19 protein-coding genes are annotated in these 20,931 nt (G+C 63.3%); 12 read left to right on the forward strand and 7 right to left on the reverse strand.

Features of this window, described 5'->3' with window-relative positions:
- Positions 1 to 26: 26 nt before the first annotated feature.
- Both INT40_RS04540 and argS read right to left on the reverse strand, forming a co-directional pair.
- Positions 27 to 1,298, reverse strand: coding sequence for a CynX/NimT family MFS transporter (locus INT40_RS04540; protein WP_319021935.1), 1,272 nt, complete (start codon positions 1,296 to 1,298; stop codon positions 27 to 29).
- On the reverse strand, positions 1,295 to 3,046 hold the full coding sequence (gene argS / locus INT40_RS04545; protein ID WP_193095602.1) for an arginine--tRNA ligase: 1,752 nt from the start codon (positions 3,044 to 3,046) through the stop codon (positions 1,295 to 1,297). The genes INT40_RS04540 and argS overlap by 4 nt, the downstream gene beginning before the upstream one ends.
- Positions 3,047 to 3,126: 80 nt before the next feature.
- Here argS and INT40_RS21135 point away from each other — a divergent pair, with 80 nt between their 5' ends.
- Positions 3,127 to 6,441: a PDZ domain-containing protein gene (locus INT40_RS21135; RefSeq protein ID WP_319020840.1), complete on the forward strand. Its 3,315-nt coding sequence runs from the start codon at positions 3,127 to 3,129 to the stop codon at positions 6,439 to 6,441.
- 203 nt (positions 6,442 to 6,644) lie between these two features.
- On the opposite strand, the gene INT40_RS04555 is transcribed toward INT40_RS21135, so the two are convergent.
- Complete coding sequence (locus INT40_RS04555; protein ID WP_193071101.1) at positions 6,645 to 7,277, reverse strand: hypothetical protein; 633 nt, start codon at positions 7,275 to 7,277, stop codon at positions 6,645 to 6,647.
- Between the two features lie 276 nt (positions 7,278 to 7,553).
- Between INT40_RS04555 and INT40_RS04560 the strand changes: the two genes are divergently transcribed.
- The 5 genes from INT40_RS04560 to INT40_RS04580 all read left to right on the forward strand — a co-directional run bounded on the left by INT40_RS04560 (position 7,554) and on the right by INT40_RS04580 (position 12,822).
- Positions 7,554 to 8,381: an enoyl-CoA hydratase-related protein gene (locus tag INT40_RS04560; protein WP_101569979.1), complete on the forward strand. Its 828-nt coding sequence runs from the start codon at positions 7,554 to 7,556 to the stop codon at positions 8,379 to 8,381.
- A 63-nt stretch (positions 8,382 to 8,444) separates the two neighbouring features.
- Positions 8,445 to 9,590 carry an acyl-CoA dehydrogenase family protein gene (locus INT40_RS04565; protein WP_193070948.1) on the forward strand — a complete coding sequence of 382 codons (1,146 nt, stop codon included), beginning with the start codon at positions 8,445 to 8,447 and terminating at the stop codon, positions 9,588 to 9,590.
- Positions 9,591 to 9,668: 78 nt separating this feature from the next.
- The gene (locus tag INT40_RS04570) at positions 9,669 to 10,415 is read left to right on the forward strand and encodes an SDR family NAD(P)-dependent oxidoreductase (RefSeq protein WP_101569977.1); all 747 of its coding nucleotides are present in this window, start codon (positions 9,669 to 9,671) and stop codon (positions 10,413 to 10,415) included.
- A gap of 69 nt (positions 10,416 to 10,484) precedes the next feature.
- Positions 10,485 to 12,182 (forward strand): AMP-binding protein, encoded by a 1,698-nt coding sequence (locus INT40_RS04575; RefSeq protein WP_101569976.1) that lies wholly within the window; start codon positions 10,485 to 10,487, stop codon positions 12,180 to 12,182.
- A complete protein-coding gene (locus tag INT40_RS04580) occupies positions 12,172 to 12,822 on the forward strand; it encodes a TetR/AcrR family transcriptional regulator (protein ID WP_180958890.1) in 651 nt (216 codons plus the stop codon). Before INT40_RS04575 ends, INT40_RS04580 begins: the two co-directional genes overlap by 11 nt.
- A gap of 30 nt (positions 12,823 to 12,852) precedes the next feature.
- Here INT40_RS04580 and INT40_RS04585 read toward each other — a convergent pair whose 3' ends face one another.
- Positions 12,853 to 13,608, reverse strand: a complete 756-nt coding sequence (locus INT40_RS04585) for a pyrimidine reductase family protein (RefSeq protein ID WP_193095603.1) — start codon at positions 13,606 to 13,608, stop codon at positions 12,853 to 12,855.
- Positions 13,609 to 13,782: 174 nt separating this feature from the next.
- Between INT40_RS04585 and INT40_RS04590 the strand changes: the two genes are divergently transcribed.
- The 3 genes from INT40_RS04590 to INT40_RS04600 all read left to right on the forward strand — a co-directional run bounded on the left by INT40_RS04590 (position 13,783) and on the right by INT40_RS04600 (position 15,189).
- Entirely contained in the window at positions 13,783 to 14,148 is a 366-nt protein-coding gene (locus INT40_RS04590; RefSeq protein ID WP_193095604.1) for a DUF488 domain-containing protein, read from the forward strand.
- A 70-nt stretch (positions 14,149 to 14,218) separates the two neighbouring features.
- A complete protein-coding gene (locus INT40_RS04595; protein ID WP_193095605.1) occupies positions 14,219 to 14,782 on the forward strand; it encodes a DinB family protein in 564 nt (187 codons plus the stop codon).
- A 50-nt stretch (positions 14,783 to 14,832) separates the two neighbouring features.
- Entirely contained in the window at positions 14,833 to 15,189 is a 357-nt protein-coding gene (locus tag INT40_RS04600; protein WP_101569971.1) for a VOC family protein, read from the forward strand.
- A gap of 90 nt (positions 15,190 to 15,279) precedes the next feature.
- Here INT40_RS04600 and INT40_RS04605 read toward each other — a convergent pair whose 3' ends face one another.
- Entirely contained in the window at positions 15,280 to 15,489 is a 210-nt protein-coding gene (locus INT40_RS04605) for a DUF5808 domain-containing protein (protein ID WP_101569970.1), read from the reverse strand.
- 177 nt (positions 15,490 to 15,666) lie between these two features.
- On the opposite strand from INT40_RS04605, the gene INT40_RS04610 reads away from it, so the two are divergent.
- Together INT40_RS04610 and INT40_RS04615 are read left to right on the forward strand one after the other, a co-directional pair.
- Positions 15,667 to 16,344 (forward strand): TetR/AcrR family transcriptional regulator, encoded by a 678-nt coding sequence (locus INT40_RS04610; RefSeq protein WP_193095606.1) that lies wholly within the window; start codon positions 15,667 to 15,669, stop codon positions 16,342 to 16,344.
- Entirely contained in the window at positions 16,341 to 17,609 is a 1,269-nt protein-coding gene (locus tag INT40_RS04615) for a Cmx/CmrA family chloramphenicol efflux MFS transporter (protein WP_193095607.1), read from the forward strand. Before INT40_RS04610 ends, INT40_RS04615 begins: the two co-directional genes overlap by 4 nt.
- A gap of 51 nt (positions 17,610 to 17,660) precedes the next feature.
- Here INT40_RS04615 and INT40_RS04620 read toward each other — a convergent pair whose 3' ends face one another.
- Together INT40_RS04620 and INT40_RS04625 are read right to left on the reverse strand one after the other, a co-directional pair.
- The gene (locus tag INT40_RS04620; protein ID WP_101569967.1) at positions 17,661 to 18,020 is read right to left on the reverse strand and encodes a VOC family protein; all 360 of its coding nucleotides are present in this window, start codon (positions 18,018 to 18,020) and stop codon (positions 17,661 to 17,663) included.
- 47 nt (positions 18,021 to 18,067) lie between these two features.
- The gene (locus INT40_RS04625) at positions 18,068 to 18,667 is read right to left on the reverse strand and encodes a dihydrofolate reductase family protein (protein ID WP_193095608.1); all 600 of its coding nucleotides are present in this window, start codon (positions 18,665 to 18,667) and stop codon (positions 18,068 to 18,070) included.
- A 305-nt stretch (positions 18,668 to 18,972) separates the two neighbouring features.
- On the opposite strand from INT40_RS04625, the gene INT40_RS04630 reads away from it, so the two are divergent.
- On the forward strand, positions 18,973 to 20,346 hold the full coding sequence (locus tag INT40_RS04630) for an aldehyde dehydrogenase family protein (RefSeq protein WP_101569965.1): 1,374 nt from the start codon (positions 18,973 to 18,975) through the stop codon (positions 20,344 to 20,346).
- Positions 20,347 to 20,931: the final 585 nt, after the last annotated feature.

Consider the following 20,931-nt stretch of genomic DNA (forward strand, 5'->3'; position numbering starts at 1 on the left):
GCGAGCGTCACTCAGGAGGCCGGTCGTCAACCATCAAGCACCTCACGCCTATTGGCAGGCCCACCGCCACGGAAGCGGCCGGAGATCCGCACGGCCAGCAGCCCCGCGATGGTGAAGGCCAGGGTCGCTGCGAGGATGAGCAGGATCGGGGCCGTCCATCCGTCGGTGACATTGCCCAGCCAGCCCGCGAAGGGCGGCGCCAGTGTGGCGGCCAGGTAGCCGCCGCCCTGCACCCGAGCCGAGGCGGATGCGGTTTCCCGGTCGCTGCCGGCGGTGCGGGCGATGATGGAGAAGATCGCAGTGAATCCGCCGCCCTGGGCGATACCCCCGGTGGTCGCCCACAGCACATATGAGCTCGGAGCCAGCAGCAGCCCGACGGGCAGTGAGAGCCACAGCGCCGCGATGATGGCCACCGGCACCCACGGCTTGGTTCGGGCCGCCAGCAGCGGGACACCGAATGCGCCGAGGATGGCTGCGACCTGGAACAGAGAAGCGGTGCCGCCCGACGCGGTTGCACTCAACCCTCCCGTGTCCGCCAGAATCGACGGCAGCCACGTCGTGGTCGTGTAGTACGCGATCGACTGTCCGCTGAAGGTGACCACAAGGAGCGCGATGATGGCACGGAATTCAGGAGGTGCCTCGCGCCACGGGCGCCGTACCGGTGTGGGCTGGGGTGCCGGTGGTGTTTCTGCCGACGCTGCGACGATCGCGTTGCGACGGACCCGCAGCCGGATCGCGAATAGCCAGTAGGCGAGTCCGATCATTGCCATGGCGCCCCAGATGGCGATGGCCCACCGCCAACCGAACGCTGCCGCCAAGGGCCCCGTGCCGAGCAGCGTGAGCATAGACCCGACGTTCATGGTGGCCGAGTACAGGCCCGTCACCATCGACACCTGGCTCCACGGGACCTCGCGGCGGATGATCACCGGCACGGCGATATTTCCCAAGGTGATGGCGAACCCGATGATTCCGGTGCCCACAAGCACGAGCCAGGGCGGACCCACGGAGCGCAGCACGGTTCCGAGCAGGACTCCGGTCAGGCACGACAGCACTGCTGCCTCCGCACCGAAGCGTCCGATGATCTTGCCCGCCACAGGGGTGACCAGGGCGAACAGCAGCACCGGCAGACCCGTGAGGAGGCCGACCCCGGCCGCACTCAGCCCGGTGTCGTCCTGGATGTCACTGAGGACGGCCGTCGGAGCGATGATCGGTGCCCGCAGGTTGATCGCCAGAACGACGATGCCCACAACCATCCACGGCAGCATCCGCCGGGCAACGGATGGGTCAGGCTGGTTCACATGCGCTCGGGCACGCGGATGCCGAGAACTCCGAGACCCGCTTCGAGCACCTCGAGGACGGTCTGGCTCAGACGCAGCCGGGAATCGCGCACCTCGGCGGATTCGGCGATGAGGACCGGGCACTGCTCGTAGAACGAGGTGAACGACTGGGCGAGATCGAAGAGGTACGTGCACAGTCGGTGCGGCGCGGAGCCCGCGATGACATCGGCGAGGACATCGGAGAACCCGAGCAGCGCCAGACCCAAGTCACGTTCAGCCGCCTCGCCGAGGTGGATCGGCGCGACCGTGTATGCCTCCCCGTCCGCCTTGCGCAGGATCGAACGGATCCGAGCCCCGGCGTACTGCAGGTACGGGGCGGTGTTGCCGAAGGGGGCGAGCATGCGGTCGAGGTCGAAGGTGTAGCTGGTGTCGTGGGCGACGGAGAGGTCTGCGTACTTCACGGCACCGATGCCCACGGCCTTGGCCACGACGGCTTCCTCTTCGGCCGCGAACTCGGTGTTGGACTCCTGCAGAGTGGTCTTGGCGCGGGCGACCGCCTCCTCGAGGAGTTCGGCCAGACGCAGGGGCGCGCCGGAGCGGGTGCGCAGGATCTTCCCGTCATCGCCGAGCACATTGCCGATCTTCACATGCTCGAACTCGGTGCCCTCTGGCAGCCAGCCGGCGGCCCGGGCGATGGCAAAGACCATCTCGAAGTGCATAGCCTGCGGGGTACCGACGACGTAGAGGACACGGTCGGCGTTGAGTGTGCGCACCCGGTGGCGGACGGCCGCGAGGTCTGTTGTCGCGTAGCCGTAGCCGCCGTCCGATTTGCGGATGATCAGCGGCAGGGGTTCGCCCTCGCGGCCAGTGAATCCCTCGGGGAACACACACAGTGCACCATCGCTGATGCGGGCCAGGCCCTTGTCCTCAAGGTCCTGGCAGACCGCGGCGAGGTCATCGTTGTAGATGCTCTCACCTGCAAGATCGTCATCGGTCAGGGTGACGTCGAGGAGTGAGTAGATGTGGTTGAAGTAGATCCGTGAGAACCCGACGAGGCGTTCCCAGAGCTCAAGAGTCTGCTGATCCCCGCCCTGCAGCGCGACCACGCGGGCGCGGGCACGGGTGGCGAAGGCCTCATCGCTGTCGAACTTCGCGCGGGCTGCCTGGTAGAAGGCGTTGGGGTTGGCCGAGATGTCCTGGGCCGTCTCGGACTCGATGCCCACATCGAGGAGGTGCTCGATGAGCATGCCGAACGGCGTGCCCCAGTCACCGATGTGGTTCTGGCGGACCACGGTGTTGCCGAAGAGTTCATGGGTGCGGGCCAGCGCATCACCGACGACGGTGGTCCGCAGGTGACCGACGTGCATCTCCTTGGCCACGTTGGGTGCCGAATAGTCGATGACGATGCGCTGTCCGGCGGATCTTGCGCCCTCGGGTGCTGCACTCGCCTGAGATCCGACCTCGGTGACCTGTCCTTGGTTCAGGGTCGAGGCCAGGAACTCTGAGGTGAAGGTGAGGTTGATAAAGCCGGGACCCGAGATCTCCGGGGTCACGCAGATCCCCTCGAGGTCGAGATTATCCACGATCGTAGTCGCGATATCGCGTGGCTTGGACTTCAGCTCCTTCGCCAGGGGCAGCGCCACGTTGGCCTGGAAGTCGGCGAACTGGCTGCTCCTGATCACGGGGTCGCGTCGCGCGAAATCCTCGCCGAAGGACTGTTCGAGGGCAAGTGCGAAACGATCGTTGAGAAGCGAAGTCAGAGATGGCATGTCACCATTCTATTGGTCGGGGACCGACTGCGCCGCATGGGCCGTGTCACCTCGGCGCCCAAGCTTGTAATGTAGGTCACGTGACTCAGAATTCTTACCTCCGGTACCCGCACATCCACGGTGATCTCATCGCCTTCACCGCCGACGACGATGTCTGGATCGCCCCGTCAGCTGGCGGACGTGCATGGCGTCTGACCTCGGATCATGTCCCAGTCCGCAGTCCGCGGATTTCGCCGGACGGGACACGTGTCGCCTATGTGTCCTTCCGCGACGGGCATCCTGAACTCATGCTCGCCGAGGTGGCTTCCGGGTCCCTGCGACGGCTGAGCTGGTTGGGTGGAACGACTACGACAATGCTCGGGTGGGCCGATGAGAGCCATATCCTCATCGGATCCAATGCCGGTGAGTTCGAGGTCCGCAATCATGTTGTGAAGTCAGTCAGCCTGGACGGCAGTGTCGAACGCTTGTTCCTGGGTCGGGCCTCGGGGCTGAGCAGACATCACTCGGGTGTGACGGCTCTGTCGACCCCGTTCTCGCGTCCGCCCGCGCACTGGAAGCGCTATCGCGGCGGCACTGCGCCAAGGCTGTGGCTCGATCGTGCCGGTGATGCCTCGGGTGCAGGTGCCCAGTGGCAGCGTCTGCTCCGGGAGGAAGCTGCGTCGCTGACTGATCCGATCTGGGTCGGTGACTCGTTGGTGTTCACCTCCGACCGTGCCGCAACCTTCCCTGATCATGCTCATGAGCAGGCGAACCTGTGGATCTGGGACGGTTTGGCCACGCAGTCCACGTCGGACCGGGCCGCGACCGGTGAGCCGCGGCAGCTGACGTTCCAGACCGAGTCCGAGGGCTATGTCCGCGATGCCACCACCGATGGAACCCGCATCGTGTGGCACAGCCACGGTGAGATCCGCATCCTCGACAGTCTCGACGCTCAGATCAGAACCCTCAATGTGCAGCTTCCCGGCACCGGGGTGCAGCCGCTCAACATCGATCCCACTTCCAGCACCTTAAGCGTCGTCCCGGATCATGGTGGCAACGCCTCGGTGGTGGAATGGCGCGGAAAGACGTTCTGGCTGGCCCATCGCGAAGGCCCTGCGCGGGCGCTGTGTGCGGATTCGTCGATCCGCACCCGTGAACCCGTCGTCGTCGGACAGACCGGACTCGCCGCGTACATCACCGATGTCGAGGGTGAGGACTCGATCGAGGTCCGGGCCGTCTCCGGTGACAAACCTCCTCGGCGGATCGGGGCCGGAGCCCTGGGACGCGTCCTCGATATGGCCTCGGACCCTGCGGGGAAGACCTTGGCCACGATCTCTCACGATGGCAGTATCCGCCTCGTCGACGTCGGCAATGGCAGGACTCGCCTGGTGGGTCATTCGGGCTTCGGTGAGGCCAAGACTCCTCGGTTCTCTCCCGACGGCCGCTACCTCGTGTGGTCGCAGCCGACCCAGGGCGAGGAGATGTTGGAGCGGCTGATGATCGTCGATACGAAGTCGGATCGTGAGGGTCAGGCGCTGACGAATGGGAAGTTCAACGACTTCTCGCCGGCATTCACCGTCGATGGCAAGTACGTCGCGTTCCTCTCGGATCGGACCTTCGATCCCTCCTACAATCAGCATTCCTTCGACCTGTCGTTCAACGGTGTGACCAGACCGTGGCTGCTGCCGCTGAGTTCGACCGAGCCCGCACCCTTCGGCCCGAGTGCCAACGGTTGGGCGATCGGTGAGGTCACCGATGAGACGTCGAAGACGGAGAAGGCAAAGGCGGAGAAGACCGTCGTCACCGCCGACGTCGAGCTTGCCGGGGCAGAGGAGAGGATCGTGGCGTTCCCGGTCTCTTCTGGTGTCTTCCGCAATCTGAGTGCGGCCGAGGGCGGAGTCCTGTGGATGCGCACCGGTGATGCCGAGGATGGTGAGCTTGGCGATAAGCATTCCGGTGATGCCGGTGAGAAGCCGGGCGAGGTGGTCCAGTACTTCGACTTCGCCAAACGCAAGGTCTCCGCAGTCGTCGACAAGGCCGATGACTATGAGGTCTCCGGTGATGGCAAGCTCATCATCGTGACCAACGATGGTGACGTGTCGGTGCGGCCGGCCACCCGCAAGGTCGAAGCCGATGACGATGACACGGTCTCCGTGGACCTCACACGACTGCGGTTCGAACTCGATCAGCGGGCCGAATGGCTGCAGATGTTCGAGGAGAACTCCCGCATCATGCGCGACCATTATTGGCGTGCGGACATGAACGGGGTGAACTGGGAGGGCGTGACCCTGCGCTGGCGTCGAGTCGCCGCAAAGGCGCTGACCCATGACGATCTCGTCGACATCCTGTGGGAGACCGTGGGTGAGCTCAACACCTCACATGCCTATGTCTCTCCGTCCAGACCTCCCGGTGATCAGTCGAAGAAGCTCGGCTTCTTGGGGGCGGATCTGAAACGGACCGATCAGGGTTGGACGATTGCCCGTATCCTGCCTGGTGAGAGCAGTGATCCCGCCGCCAGGTCGCCCCTGCGTCAAGCAGGTGTCGGAGCCCGCGAAGGTGATCTCATCGTCGCCGTCAACGGTCAGTCCGTCGACGAAGTCCGCGGCCCGGCGGCCCACCTGGTGGGAGCGGCCGATTCGATCGTCGAACTCACTCTGCGGCGGGGGCGCAAGGACCGTGTGGTCGCGATCATTCCTCTGGTCGATGAGGAGAAGCTGCGCTACCAGGACTGGGTCCGCTCCCGGCGTGAGTATGTGGCTAAGAAGTCCGGTGGTCGCGTCGGCTATGTCCATGTCCCCGACATGATGGCCGGTGGTTGGGCTCAGCTGCACCGTGACCTGCGGCAGGCGATGTCTGCCGAGGGCGTCATCGCCGATGTCCGGTTCAACCGGGGCGGTCATACGAGTGCCTTGGTCGCCGAGCGCTTCGCGGACAGGGTCATCGCCTGGAACGCCTCCAGGAGCTACGACAAGATGCTTCCCGACCCGGAGGATACCCGCCGTGGCCCTGTGGCCTTCCTCGCGAACGAGTTCTCAGGTTCCGACGGCGACATCATCAACGCACGAGTGCAGGCGAAGGGCCTTGGCCCTGTCATCGGAGTCCGCACCTGGGGCGGCGTCGTCGGCATCGACGGCCGCTACGAACTGGTCGACGGCACCGGCGTGACTCAGCCGCGCTACGCCTTCTGGCTCGAGGGCAAGGGCTGGGATGTGGAGAACTACGGTGTCGATCCCGACATCGAGGTCGAGCACGATCCCTCGCAGCTGTTCAGTGAGGACGATCTGCAGCTCGACCGTGCCATCGCCGAGGTGCTCGCTGGCTTGGAGGATGCACCCGCGGCCCAACCGCCCGAGTTCCCAGCCCCACGGGTCCAGTCGGTGCCGAAGGTGCAGGCCCCAGGCGCGCCCACGGAGTAGGACCGGCGACGGAGCCAACCCTCCGACGAAGCACCAGGACCTGGGCCCGCGCAACCGCTGCAGCCGGCGACGGGACCTGTTCGTCAAGAGTCACTGGCCACGGGCTTCGGTCAGCCGATTACTGTCCGCAAACGGTTTTCACTGTCTGCAGACGTTCGCCCCAGAACGACCAGGCGACCGTTTGCGGACAGCAAATCGGCGTTTCACGCACGCTCACCCTCGACCGGGACGAGCGCCCAGAGGCCGAACGCCAGGAGCACGAATCCGGAGATGATCCCGCTGAAGATGGGAATGAACGCTGGGATCGAGGCGAAGAAGGCGATGAAGCCGGCAATGCCGCACAGGGTGACGACCGTGGCGAGAATATGGAACCGGTTGAGTTTGAACACGTGGCCGAGAGCATAGAAGTGGGTGCCGACGACGAACGCCACCCAGGCCACGCCGAGTTCCGGATGCCCTAAACCGCTCAGCAGGCGCGTACCGCCGAAGAGCGCCAGTGCTTCGATCCCGACGATGATCCAGTAGCTGCGTCCGAAGGGAACGGTCCGACGCGGTCCGGCCGCAGCCTGCCCCTCGTCGGACTCAGCGGACTCAGCGGACTCGACGGACGTTGCTGAGGAGACCTGGGCGCGCTTCATGCGGCCCAGTGAACGAATCGCGAAGAACACGATGACGGCGAAGGCCGCGATCCCCATGACGAGGACGAGGATACGGCCCAGGGTCGAAAACGATGCGCTGTTGACGATGAGGAACACCAGGCCGAATGCTCCGCCGATGAGGGAGCCGATCTCCGCGCCGGCAGCCGGCTGCGGTCTGGTCTCACGGGGTTGAGTCATCACTGCCCTCTCGATTGTGCACGGATACCACGGGATTACGAGGATCGGTTCTACATCACATTCTCGCACTCCGCACCGGGTGCTTCCGCGAACCCACAGTAGAAACGGGTGCTCCCGCGAACCCGCAGTAGAAATGAGGATTCACCACTCCCACTTCACCGACTCAAGGGTATTGACCTCAGTACTGAACTAGTGTTCACTTGGAGTGAACTTAGATTCATTTTCTTGCGGGACAGGCTGCCGCCCCCCGTAGGACATCAGCTTGAGGAGGCAAAGATGACAGAGACACACGAACCCGCTGCTACCACACAGGACTTCGAGGACATCCTCTATGAGGTCGAAGAATCCTTCGCGGTCATCACCATCAATCGTCCCGACTCGTTCAACTCCTTCCGTTCCCAGACCGTCGACGAACTCATCGAGGCACTGACACAGGCCTGGGGAGACAACCAGGTCCGCTCGATCATCCTCACCGGTTCGGGAGAGAAGGCATTCTGCGCCGGCGGCGACGTCAAGCAGAAGGCGAAGACCGGAGACTACGGTCCCAGCCGGTACGGCATGTTCCGTATCTCCGAACTCCACAAGACCATGCGCTCTGTGCCGAAGCCCATCATCGCCGCCGTCAACGGTGTCGCCATCGGCGGAGGCAATGTGCTGAACACACTCTGCGACATCACGATCGCTGCCGCACATGCTCGCTTCGGACAGGCCGGGCCGAAAGTCGGGTCCTTCGACGCCGGATACGGAACGGCCTTCCTCGCCAGGGTCGTGGGTGAGAAGCGAGCCCGCGAGATGTGGTACTTCTGCGAACTCATCGACGCCCAGAAGGCCGAGAGCTGGGGGCTGGCCAATGAGGTCGTCGAGGCCCAAGACCTCATGCCACGGGCCAAGGACCGTGCCCGAGCCCTGGGACTCAAGGCGCCCACTGCGCTGCGCTTCCTCAAGCAGTCATTCAACGCCGACAGTGAGATGCAGACCGGTTTCACCAACCTGGCCATGAGCGCCCTGGACCTCTACGCACACTCACCAGAGTCGCATGAGGGCGCGGCCGCTTTCGCCGAGAAACGCGACCCGGACTTCAGCGGCTTCGACAACGCCTACTGAGCCGTACCCAATCCCCGGGACCAGCTCACACAACGACCATCCCACCAGAATTTGAGGATCACAGTGGACTTCGCAATCACCCCAGAGGCTCAATCACTGCTCGACACCGCAGCGACCTTCGAGGAGCGCCTCATCTCCGAGGCACGTGACCGGGAAGCCGCTGGGCAGATCGGGGCTGAGATCACCCAGGAAATGGGTCGTGCCGGACTCATCGCACCTGAGCTCTCAGTCCAGTTAGGAGGGCAGGGCCAGACGAAGGTGACCGCGGGGCTGGTCACCGAGGCGATTGCCCGGGGAGACCTCAACGTCGCGTACCTGCAGGTGGTGGGCTCATTGATGGGCCAGGTCATTGCCCGCAATGCCAGCGCCGAGGTGGCCGAGCACTATTGCCGTCTCATCACTTCAGGTACGGAGACAGTGGCTATCGGGCTCTCGGAGCCGGACGCCGGATCGGACGCCGGGAATCCGCAGACCACCGCCACGCACGACGGTGACGATTGGATCATCAACGGCACGAAGTCGATGTCCCTGGCACTGACCTCGGCGGCCACGGTCATCTTCGCGAGGACCGATCCGAATGCGAAGAGGGGAAAGGGCATCTCTGCCTTCCTCGTCGACCTTGACGCCCCCGGGGTGACCCGCACAGCGATCACCGACATGGGGCAGTCGGCGGTGGCCCGCGGCTCCGTCGACTTCACCGATGTCAGGATCCCTGCCGATCACCTCCTCGGCGCGGAGGGAGCAGCGTTCTCCCAGGTCATGCAGGGATTCGACTTCTCCCGCGCCCTCATCGGACTGCAATGCACCGGCAGCGCGTTGAGGGCTATCGAAGACGCATGGGACTACGTGAAGGGCAGGGAGGCCTTCGACCAGCCGCTGTCGACGTTCCAAGGCGTCTCATTCCCCCTGGCCGAGGCGGAGACGAAGATGGCAGCCGCCAGGCTCCTGTGTCTGAACACCCTGTGGCTCGGCGACGAAGGCCTGCCCCACACCTCACAGGCAGCCATGTGCAAATGGTGGGCCCCGCTCGAGTCCTACCATGCCATCCATCAATGCCTCCTCCTGCACGGCCAGAACGGCTACATGCAGAACCGCGACGTGGAGAAGCGCCTCCGCGATGTGCTCGGCATGCAGATCGGGGACGGAGCAGCACAGATCATGAAGCTCGTCATCGCCCGAGAATCAGCCGGACGTGCCTTCGCCCCCTGAGCCACCTCCGTCCTCCGAACCCCGGCCACACATATCCGACATATCTGACAACGACACCATCCGAAGGGACCACATATCATGTCTGAACTGGACTCTCGCATCATCATCGTCACCGGCGCCGCCTCCGGGATCGGCAAAGGGATCGCCACCCGCTTGGCGGCAGACGGTGCCACCATCGTCGTCGCCGACCTCGACGCTGCGAAATCACAGGAAACCGCCTCGGCGCTGGGCAACAACTCCATCGGCCTCGCCGTCGATGTCACCGATCGGGCGAAAGTCGATGCCATGACCACCCAAGTGATCGAGACCTTCGGCCGCATCGACGTGCTCGTCAACAATGCCGGCTGGGACAAGGTCGAACCCTTCATGGAGTCGACGGCCGAGACATGGGACCGCGTCATCGCGATCAATCTGATCGGCACCCTCAACTGCACGCAGTCGGCCGCAGCCCACATGATCGCCGCCGAATCAGGGGCCGTGATCAGCATCGGCTCCGACGCCGGACGCGTGGGCTCGAGCGGTGAAGCCGTCTATTCTGCGGCCAAGGGCGGCATCATCTCCTTCTCCAAGACCTTCGCCCGCGAAGTCGCACGACACAACATCACCTCCAACTGCGTGTGCCCAGGTCCGGCCGACACCCCCTTGTTCGCTGAGATCTCCGAGGACAATCCGAAGCTGCGGACCGCTCTGGAGAAGGCCATCCCGATGCGTCGCCTTGCTCAGCCCGATGACCTGGCCAATGCCGTTGCCTTCTTCGCCCGCCCCGAATCCACCTACGTCACAGGTCAGACCCTCTCCGTCTCCGGCGGGCTCACCATGGCCTGAGCCCTACCCACCGAGTCACCACAACGATCTCCCGCCACCGGCACCAAACCAGAGCAAAGGAGCCCTGACATGCCTACCCGATTCGACACGATCCTCACTGATTCCCTCATTGAGAAACACACCTCGACCGGCGCCTGGAAGAACAAGACGCTGCTCGATCATCTGGACCACTGGACGTCCGAGATTCCCGATTCGGTCGTCTCTCGGGATCCCTATGGAACCCACACATATCGTCAGCTCTCAGCCGACGCCGAGGCGTGTGCGAGGGCGCTGATCGACCTCGGTGTGCAGCCCGGCGAGGTGGTGGGGATCCATCTGCCCAATTGGTACGAATGGCTGGTCATCCACCTCGGCGCACTGAAAGCGGGGGCGGTTACGAACGGCCTCATCCCCATCTACCGCGATCGTGAGATCGGGTACATGGCGAAGAAGTCCGGCGTCGCAGTCCTCTTCGTCCCCAACCGGTTCCGGAAGTTCGACTACCCGGACATGGTCGACCGCCTCAAGAACGATCTGCCTGACCTGCGCCATACGATCGTCCTCGATGCACCCGGCGAAGATCCGTTCACCTCCCGCGAGGGACTCGAACGATGGTCGGACTTCCTCGAACGTGATGGACGGAGCACGGCGGGTTCAGAGCGTACGCCGAGTTCAGAGTCAGTGGGCGCCAGCATCGACTGGAACGCGCGGAGACCCGGCCCCAACGATGTCGGTCTGATCCTCTTCACCTCAGGAACGACCGGTGATCCCAAGGGGGTCATGCACACCCATAATTCGGTGCTCTCGGCCGCCCTTCCCTGGCCGGACCACCTGGGACTCAAGACGGGTTCCGTCGTCCACATGGCGTCGACCTTCGGACACCTCACCGGGTACATGTATGGGGTCTGCCTGCCGCTGCTCATCGGCGGAACCGGCGTGTTCCAGGATGTCTGGAACGGTGAGGAGTTCGCAAAGCTCATCGAAGAGTTCGGCATTGAACACACCTCCGGCGCCACTCCGTTCCTGCACGATCTCATCGACGCTGCCACGACGACGGACCGCGATCTGTCGAGTCTCAGACACTTCTGCTGCATGGGCGCTCCGATTCCACGCGTCATGGTCCAGGAGGCCAAAGAAGTGCTCCCGGAACTCAACGTCTTCGGCGGTTGGGGTCAGACCGAATGCGGACTGGTCACCATGACCGCCCCCGGCGACTCTGATGAGAAGGTCACAAGCACGGACGGTCGGGCGCTTGGGGATATGCAGGTGCGAATCGTCGATCCCCTCCGCGAACCGGTCTCCGCCGGAACGGAAGGAAAGGTCCAGGTCAAGGGCCCGTTTCTGTTCGTCGGGTATCTCAGCGAACCGAACCTCACCGAGGAGGCCTTCGACGGTGACTGGCTGGACACCGGCGATATCGCGGAGATGGACGAAGACGGCTTCATCAAGATCGGCGGACGGTCCAAGGACATCATCATCCGAGGTGGGGAGAACATTCCCGTCGCCTATGTGGAGAACGTCATGTACGAGCATCCCGCCATCTCCCAAGTGGCGATCGTAGCGGTGCCCCACCCCCGATTGCAGGAGATCGCGTGCGCCGTGGTCACCCTCAAAGATGGCCACACATTCACCATGGATGACCTGCGCGAATTCTTCGCCGCCAAGGGCGTGACCAAACACTACTGGCCCGAGGTGCTGCAGATCCTGGATGAGTTCCCACGGACCCCGAGCGGTAAGATTCAGAAGTTCAAGCTCCGCGAGGAAGTGGTCAGCAGGCATGACAAGTGAGACTCAAGACGTCAACGCCGTAGTCCGCGGTGCTCGCGCGGAATACCGTGAGAAGCAGATCGTCGAGGCGGCTGTGAGTCTCATGCAGACGAAGGGCTCACATGCCGTGTCGATGCAGGCGATCGCCAAATCTGCCGGCGTCAGCGTCGGGCTGCTGTACAAATACTTCTCGGACCGAGAGCAGATCTTGCTGGCCGCGATCACCCGAGTTCTCGAGGGCTTCCGTGTGCGCGTGCCGGCAGCCATCGAGGCGAGTGAAGATCCGGTCCATCGGATCATTGCGGCGTTCACCGAGTTCTGTCAGGTCGTCGATGAGCATCGTCAGGCCGTCGTTCTGACCTATCAGACTTCCAGGTCTCTCTCACGCGACGGGTTGGCGTCCATCCAGTCTCAGGAGCTGGCCACTCTGCAGCCGCTCATCGATGTCGTTGGTGAGGCTGTGGACAAGGGTGACCTGTACGAGGTCGACGCCGGCACGCTCGGACACGACCTCATGGCCTTGGCCCATATGTGGGCACTCAAACACTGGTATTTCCAGCAGACGCAGGTCAGTCTCAGCCAGTACATCGACCGGCAGGTTCGCACCGTGGTGCTGAGCAACCTCAGCACCAGCGCGCGGAAGAGAGTGAACCTGAACTAGGGTTCGACGGGCCTGTGACGTTCCAGGCCCCTATGACCCGGCCGGTCGGTAGAGCAGATAGAGAAATCCGTCGTCGGTGCCGAAGAGGGTCGTCAGCTCGAGCTCGACCGGTGGGTCGAACTGGGCGCCGCGCAGGATGTTCGTCTCAGTTCCGGCGACCAGGGTCGGGCTTCGGGTAAGACACAGCTCATCGACACCTCCGGCCTCCACCAGGTCGGTGAACAGCTGCGGCCCGCCCTCGCACATGATCCGGGCGAATCCACACGACCGGAGTTCGGCGATCGCCGCGCCCAGGTCCACAGACGATTGACCGGCCACGATCACCTCGGCGACCTCAGCAGCTTGGGCTCTGGCCGGCTCGGGAGCATCAGCACAGGTAATGAGAATCGTGGGGGCGGATTCGGGAGCCTTGGTGAACAGCGGGGCCGAGAAATCGAGGTCCAGGCTGCGGGAGACCACCGCGATGGGGGCTGTGGGGCTGCGGCCCACCCGCAGATGCCGCCATTGCCGATCATCCTCGGCAGGACCGTAGTTCTCGGTCCGGGCAGTGCCGGCGCCGACGAGGATAACATCTGCCGATGCCCGGTTGAAGGCAAATAACTGCTTGTCGATGTGATTGCCCAGACCACCGGCGTGACCGGCGATAGTCGCAGCCCCATCGACTGAGGCCACGAACACTGCGCGCACCCACTGGTCGGCATTTCGGGAAAATGCCAGGGCCTCCGACAGGCTCACGTCCGTCGCCTGGTCGGGGAAGAACCGGTTGATCTTCGGAATCTCAGTCATCGCCACCTCGCCTCAGCACTCTGGTGTTCAGGCTCTGAGTCTACGCTCGAGGGGTCCACGGATCGGGTTGATCGCTCTGACCTTGCGTCCCACTTCTTCCGTCCTAGACTGAAATCAGCACGACGGAGCATCAGCACCGCCGACCATCAGCTCCACGGTATGAGGAGGACGATCATGGCAGAGACACATCAGGTTCAGGTTCGTCGGATCTACGATGATCCGGTCAACAGCGATGGCACTCGGATCCTCGTCGATCGCATCTGGCCGCGCGGGATCAGCAAGGACAAGGCCGAACTCGATGATTGGCTCAAGGAGCTTGCACCCTCCAGCGATCTGCGCAAGTGGTATTCCCACGATCCCGATAAGTTCGAGGAGTTTTCCCGGCGCTACCAGGAAGAGCTCAAGGACGATGACCATGCCGAGGCCCTCAAGTCGCTGAAGGACTATGCGAAGAAGGGCAAACTCACCCTCCTCACCGCGTCGAAGCGCGACGACATCAGCGACGCGACGGTCCTGAAGAAGGTTCTGGACAAGAAGTAGTCGAAAAGCAGTCGCGTTGGCGGCAGCGGCAACGCGAGCGGGCGAGACGGCAACGGAAGAGGGGCATGACATGAGCGAGACCGAACCACATGCACAGGGCACTTTGCCCGATGCGCAACAGAACATCGAACCGGACACACGCGATTGGGCTGACGTGTTGGAGACCGGGTGCGCCGAATGCGGGTTCACCGGCGATGTGGATGTCAGCATGGTCCCGGGTTATGTCTCGGCTTCCGCTGACACCTGGGATCAGGTGCTGACCAGGCCGAATGCCGATATTCGTGTCCGTCCGGATCGCTGGTCGGACCTCGAATACGCGGCCCATGTGCGCGATATCCTCGACCTGTTCCGCGAACGCACGCAGCTGATCGTCTCCCAATCGGCCCCGACCCTGCCGAACTTCGACGGCGACGCCGTGGCCATCGAGTCCGATTATCGACATCAGAATCCCGCCGAGGTGGCCATCGACCTGAGAGCGGCAGCGCTGGCATATGCGGCTGATCTGGTCCAGATCACCGATGACCAGTGGGATCGCACCGGCTACCGCTCCGATGGACGCGAGTTCACTGTGACCTCATTGACTCGCTATGGGTTTCATGAGCTCAGGCATCACCTGCAGGATGTCGGCGCCTGAATCGGCACAATGCCATTCACAGTCACATGCGGACGCATTAATCTGTTGACATGGGACTGGAATGGGAACAGCTCGTCGTCGATGCCCACGATCCGCACATGCTCGGCCACTGGTGGGCGGAGGCCCTCGGGTGGAGCGTCGTCGATGAGGACGAGGACGAAGTGGAGATCAGAGCCGAGGCGCACACTCTCCCCGGCCTTCTTTTCGGAGCCGACCTGGCGACCAAGACAGTGAAGAATCGCCTTCACCTCGATTTCCGACCCGAAGATCAGGCTGCCGAAGTTGATCGACTGCTCGCTCTCGGCGCCCGCCGAGCTGACGTGGGCCAGACTGCGGACGAACCCTGGGTTGTCCTGGCCGACCCGGAAGGCAATGAGTTCTGTGTGCTCTCGTCTCGCAGGAAGTAGTGCGTGGGTGCCTCCGACAGAACAGACCTGGACCCTGTCTGACTGACAACCTCGGTGTCTGAGTGTGGCCCTCGGTGCTTGAACTCGTCCTCAGAAGAAGACGCCCCACACCAAGACGGCGATGACGACGATGACGAACAGCAGCGACCACGGGCTGCCGAAGTTGAGCGACCATCCGATGCCGACACGCTTCGGGATCAGGAATGAAGGATCCTGGGGACAGAAGTAGAAGATTCCGAACTTCCAGTTCGCATCATCATCGCGAAGCTGCTTCCTGCGTTGCCTACTCACTGTGCTCATGCATGTTCCCTTCCTCGTCGCGGATAGCTCTTCGCGGGTGTCTCACCCGCGATAGTGTCAGAGACCCTTGCCGTCACGGTACACCTGTTGTTGGCCTCCGACGAGGTCAGAACAGCTGAGAGGGTGCCCACGACAGTTTATTGGACAGAGATGTCCAAAATACTTTAGGCTCGCACCATGGGCAGGAAGAGGACCTTCGACGAGCAGACGGTGATCAAGGCCGCCATTGCCGTCTTCAGCGAGCACGGATACACAGGCACCGACGTCGGCATGGTCTGCGAGCGTGCGAACATCGGCCGCTCAAGCTTCTACAACACCTTCGACAGCCTCGACGCCCTCTTCCTGCGGGCCCTGCGCGACTACACCGCCACAGGAATACCGGCCCGGGAGGAACTGCGCACGGGAACAGCACCGGCCCCGACGCTCATCATGGACCGTCTCGGTGGGGAACTGGCCGAACAGTGCGAGGACGACCAGCGGATCGGATGCCTGTCGGCCAATACCGCGGCTGAACTCGGCCGCGAGGTCGACGCGGTGTGCACCATCCTCGATCCTGATCGTCAGGCCTGGCTGGATTCGTATCGGCTCGTCTTAGAACGCGGCCAGGTCGAGCGTCACATCCACTCCGAGCTCGATGCGAAGGTTCACGCGGAACTCATCCACAGCGTGCTCGCCGGATTGCGGATCGCCGCTCGGGTCATGCCCGCCGACAATGTCCTGGCTCAGGCGAGCGCGTTCATCGAAAGTCTGTGCACCCCCGAGGGTTTCGCAGCACTGCACGGCCACACGGCACCTCATACGTATGGCCGCAAAACACCCGGACACCCCATCACAACCGAAAGCAGCACACAGTGACGACTTCGACTCCCACCAGAGTCCGTGTCCCGGCGCAGGTCTACCTCCTGGCATCGGTGATCTTCTGCCTCGGCACCAGCGAGTTCATGATCGCCGGCATCCTCGAGCCCATCAGTGCGGATCTGCAGGTCGGGATCCCGCAGGCGGGTCTGCTCATCACCGGGTTCGCCGTGGGAATGATCGTCGGGGCACCGGCAATGGCGCTGCTGACCCTCAAGCTGCCGCGTCGGGCGACGATGATCATCACGATCATCGCATTCTCTGCTCTCCACATCTTGGCCGCGCTGTCGCCGAGCTATTCGATCCTCATGGTCACCCGTGTCCTGGCGGCCATCGCCTGCGGTGGGTTCTGGGCCGTGGCCGCAGTCCATACGACGCGCATCGCCCCCGCCGAGGTGCATGGGCGTGCGCTGTCCAGTCTCGTCGGCGGCCTGACCGTTTCGAACCTCGTGGGCGTGCCCTTGGGCACTTGGTTGGGCACGCAGTACGGATGGCGGGCGACCTTCTGGGCCGTAGCGATCGTCACCGCACTCGCTGCTGTCCTCATCGCCGCGACAACGCGCACTTCGCCCGATGAGCGCAGCGAGTCAAGCCTTCACCTGCCCACTCTGATCAGAGAGGAGATCCAGGCGTTCAAAGGCCCTCGAATCTGGTTGGCTCTGGCAACGACGGCGCTCTTCCAGGCTTCCGTCTTCGCTGCCTTCTCCTATTTCTCTCCGCTGCTGACTCAGGTCGCCGGCATCTCCCACTCATTGGTCCCCGGAGTTCTGGCCGCCTTCGGCATCGGTGCCTTCATCGGAGTCGTCGTGGGCGGGCGCTTCGCTGATAAGAACATCTTCGGCAATATCATCGGCAGCCTCATCGCCCTCGCCATCAGTCTGTTCGCCCTGTGGCTCGTGGCCGGAAACGGCTGGGCGGCGATCGTCATGATCGTTCTCGTCGGCGCCAGCGGCTTTTCGATCGCCGGGGCCCTCAACGCCCGCGTGTTCCAGATCGCCACCCGGGCGCCGACCCTGGCGGCCAGCGTGAACACCTCGGCGTTCAATGTCGGCAACGCCATCGGACCGGCACTCGGAGCCGCGGTCATCGCGCTCGGCTGGGGCTTCACAGCACCGGTCGTCGTTGCCATCGTGTTGGCCCTGGCAGCACTCGGGGTGGTTGCGATTGCGATCAGGATCGAGCGGAAGCGTGTGCTTCGCGGCACCGTTTCAGCACCGGTGGACGCAGATCGTTCCCCAGTCGACACCTCCGGCGGCGCCGACTGAGGCCCGGGTCAATCGGCGGGCGGGTTCAGTCGACGCGGACACCTGTCAGAGTCAATCGGCAGGCGGTTGCCACAGTTCAATCCGGTTCCCCTCGGGGTCATGCACCCAACTGAAGAGGCCGACCCCCTCCATCTCCTGGATCTCGTCGTCGACACGGGCGTGGGCCTCGCGCAGTTGGACGAGCATAGCCTCGAGATCGGCCACCCTGAAGTTGAGCATGGTCTGCTGAGACGTGGAACCGAAGTAGTCGGTATCGGACTCAAACGTGGCAAATACTGTGGGTCCGGCCTCCTGATTCCAGAGTCCGTGATCGCCGAGGTCGACTCCGAGCACGTCCCGGTACCAGGCCTGTAGCTTCTCCGGATCGTTCGCGCGTATGAAGTATCCGCCGATTCCACTCACGTGTTCCATGACGACAACCTAAGCGCGACCCGGCGTGCGGTCAAGCACTTCGCAGCTCAGACAGTGACCTTACGTTCGAAGCACAGAAGGGTCATTCCACCAGGGTGGGGAGTTGCCTCGGTCCGAGTCCATGTCTCCTTGTCGAAGCCCGCGTCGAAGCCCCACAGCGGAATTCCCGCACCCAGTGTCACAGGCCCGAGCTTGATGATCAGCTCATCGATCTCCGGGCGCAGGCTCGCAGCGAGGGTGCCTCCGCCCACTAGCCAGATGCCCTTGCCAGGTTCGTCCTTCAGCCGCCTGATCCGCTCGATCGGATCGCCGCTGACGATTTCAACGTCTGAATCGAGTGCGGACTCCAGGGTCCTCGAGACCACCAGATGACGCAGATGAGGATAGGCGTCCGGCAGTCCGGCGGCCAAACCGAGGTCGAATGATCGCCGCCCCTCGACCACGGTGTCGAAGTGATGCCCGAGGTCGGTGATTCCCAATGCCTGCCGCGCAGGTCCGGGCAACGTCTCCGGATATTCGGAGCGGATGAAGTCGAGGTAGTCGTCGGTGATCGGCCACCAGGAACTCGGGTCGCCCCCATCGGGTCCTGCGATGAAACCGTCGAGAGAGGAGGCGACGAAATAGCTCAGTCTTCGTTGATCGGGCATGCCCGCAGTCTAAGCCAGCGACCCCGCCGGGCCGAGATCTTCGCGGCGCGCCATCGTTCGTTCTGGGCCGTGCCCATCGCATGCGCCCTCTGCGAAGCAAAGACCACCGCAGAGGCGTCTCCCCGCGCTGCTGCCCGCGCCGAGGACCGAATCGAGGACTGACGCGTCCCCCGCGCTCGGAACTGAGCCCGCATTTCGAGAAGAGGAGGAGGGCAAGGCGTGAGACCGACTTGCCCTCCTGGAATGCGCACGTCATTCTTCTTGTTAAGACCACAAGCCGATTCATCCGTGCGAAAGGACCATCTATGAGCAAGTTCGCAGTGACAAATGCCAATACCGGTGAAGTTGAGGAGGAGTTCGCCTCCGTCGCCAAGGAAGACATTCCCGGCTACATCGATCGTGCCCATGACGCTCACATGTCGTGGAAGGAGACGCCGCTGCATGAGCGCGCCACGATCCTAAGGAAGTTCGCGGACCTCGTCGACGCCAATGCCGATGAGATGACCGACATCATCGGCCGTGAGATGGGCAAGGTCAAGAAGCAGGGGCTCGGCGAGGTCGACAAGGTTGCTCGCACGGCCCGCTGGATGGCCGACAATGCCGCCACTCATCTGGCTCCTACGCATCTCGCCGCCGCCGGTGCAGCCAGCAGCTACGTGCGCCACCAGCCGCTGGGTGTGCTGCTGGGCATCATGCCGTGGAACTTCCCTTACAACCAGATCGCCCGCTTTGTGCTGCCCAACCTCATGGTCGGCAATGCGATCATCATGAAGCAGGCCTCGATCTGCCCGAAGTCCTCACAGTACTTCGAAGATCTCCTCACCGAGGCGGGTCTGCCCAAGGGTGTGTACCAGAACATCTACCTCGACAGCTCCCACGCCGAGGAGGTCCTCAAGGACTTCCGCGTCAAGGGATTCTCCCTCACCGGCTCCGAGGGTGCAGGTGCCTCCGTGGCAGCTATCGCCGCCAAGTACTACAAGCGCGCCGTGCTCGAGCTCGGCGGCAACGATCCTGCTGTCGTCCTCGACTCCGAGGACGTTCCTGCACTCGCCAAGAAGCTCGTCGGCCTGCGTCTGGCGAACGCCGGTCAGGTCTGCACCTCACCAAAGCGCATGATCGTCGTCGATGATCTCTACGACGAGTTCCTTGCCGAAGCCATCAAGGCCGCCGAAGCGACGAAGGTCTCGACCTTCGACGACCCCGACGTCGGCATGGGCCCGGTGTCGTCCGAAGGTGCCCGCGATGAGATCGTGGAAATGATCGACAAGGCCGTGTCCGATGGTGCCACGCTGCACACCGGAGGCAAGAAGCTCGACCGTCCCGGCTGGTTCATGTCGCCGGCCGTGCTCTCTGACATCGATCCGAAGTCGGACCTCGGCTGCAACGAGCTCTTCGGTCCCGCAGTCATGGTCTATCGGGCCAAGGACGAAGAAGACGCTCTGCGTCTGGCCAATGACACCGAATACGGTCTCATGTCCTCGGTGTGGACCGATGACCTCGAGAAGGGTGAGCGTTTCGCTGCCAAGGTCAACGCCGGCATGACGCTGATCAACTCCCACATGGAATCCGGCCCCGAGTACCCATTCGGCGGTATCAACCGCTCGGGCTACGGTCGTGAGAACGCGCAGTGGGCCTTCCAGGCCTTCACGAACGATCACCTCATTCGCGTCCACGCCTGAGCCTGATCCTCGAATCTGCACAGACAAAGATCCCGCCGACAGCTTCCATATTGCTGTCGGCGGGATCTTCCTTTACGAGTGCTGTCTCAATAGCTTCTCGAGTGGACCTAGCGGGAGCGTTTTCGAAACTTCCCCGGGTGCTAGCGCGTATGGCAGCGATGCACAGGCTGATCAGGGCAAGGACCGCTCCCTTCGGCCCTAGCGCAGGCCCCTGCGCCCGCCAGCAGTTCCGCGTGAGTGAGGACGCACTTGTCAGCGCAGAGTCTCGATACCTTCACGGAGCTACCCTGCGAGAACTCGCCCCCGTTGTGGGGGTGAGTCGGCAGCGGCTCGGCTCGCTGCTCCGCTCACGAGGGGTGCGTCTTCGGCGCTCATCGCCCTCAGAGCACGAAGTAGTGGAGATGGTCCGGCGATACGAGGCCGGCGACTCGCTGGCTGTGGTCGGCTCCCGGCTCGGCTTCGATGGGGGAACAGTTCGGAATTGGCTGATGGCGCGAGGTGTCCCGATGCGCGATTCGCATGGACGCGAACGATAACCTCCAAGTCCGTGGGGCAGGAGCGTCGCGCAGTGGAGCCCCACGTCAA

This window comes from Brevibacterium sp. FME17 (assembly GCF_014897515.1).
Taxonomy (GTDB): Bacteria; Actinomycetota; Actinomycetes; order Actinomycetales; family Brevibacteriaceae; genus Brevibacterium.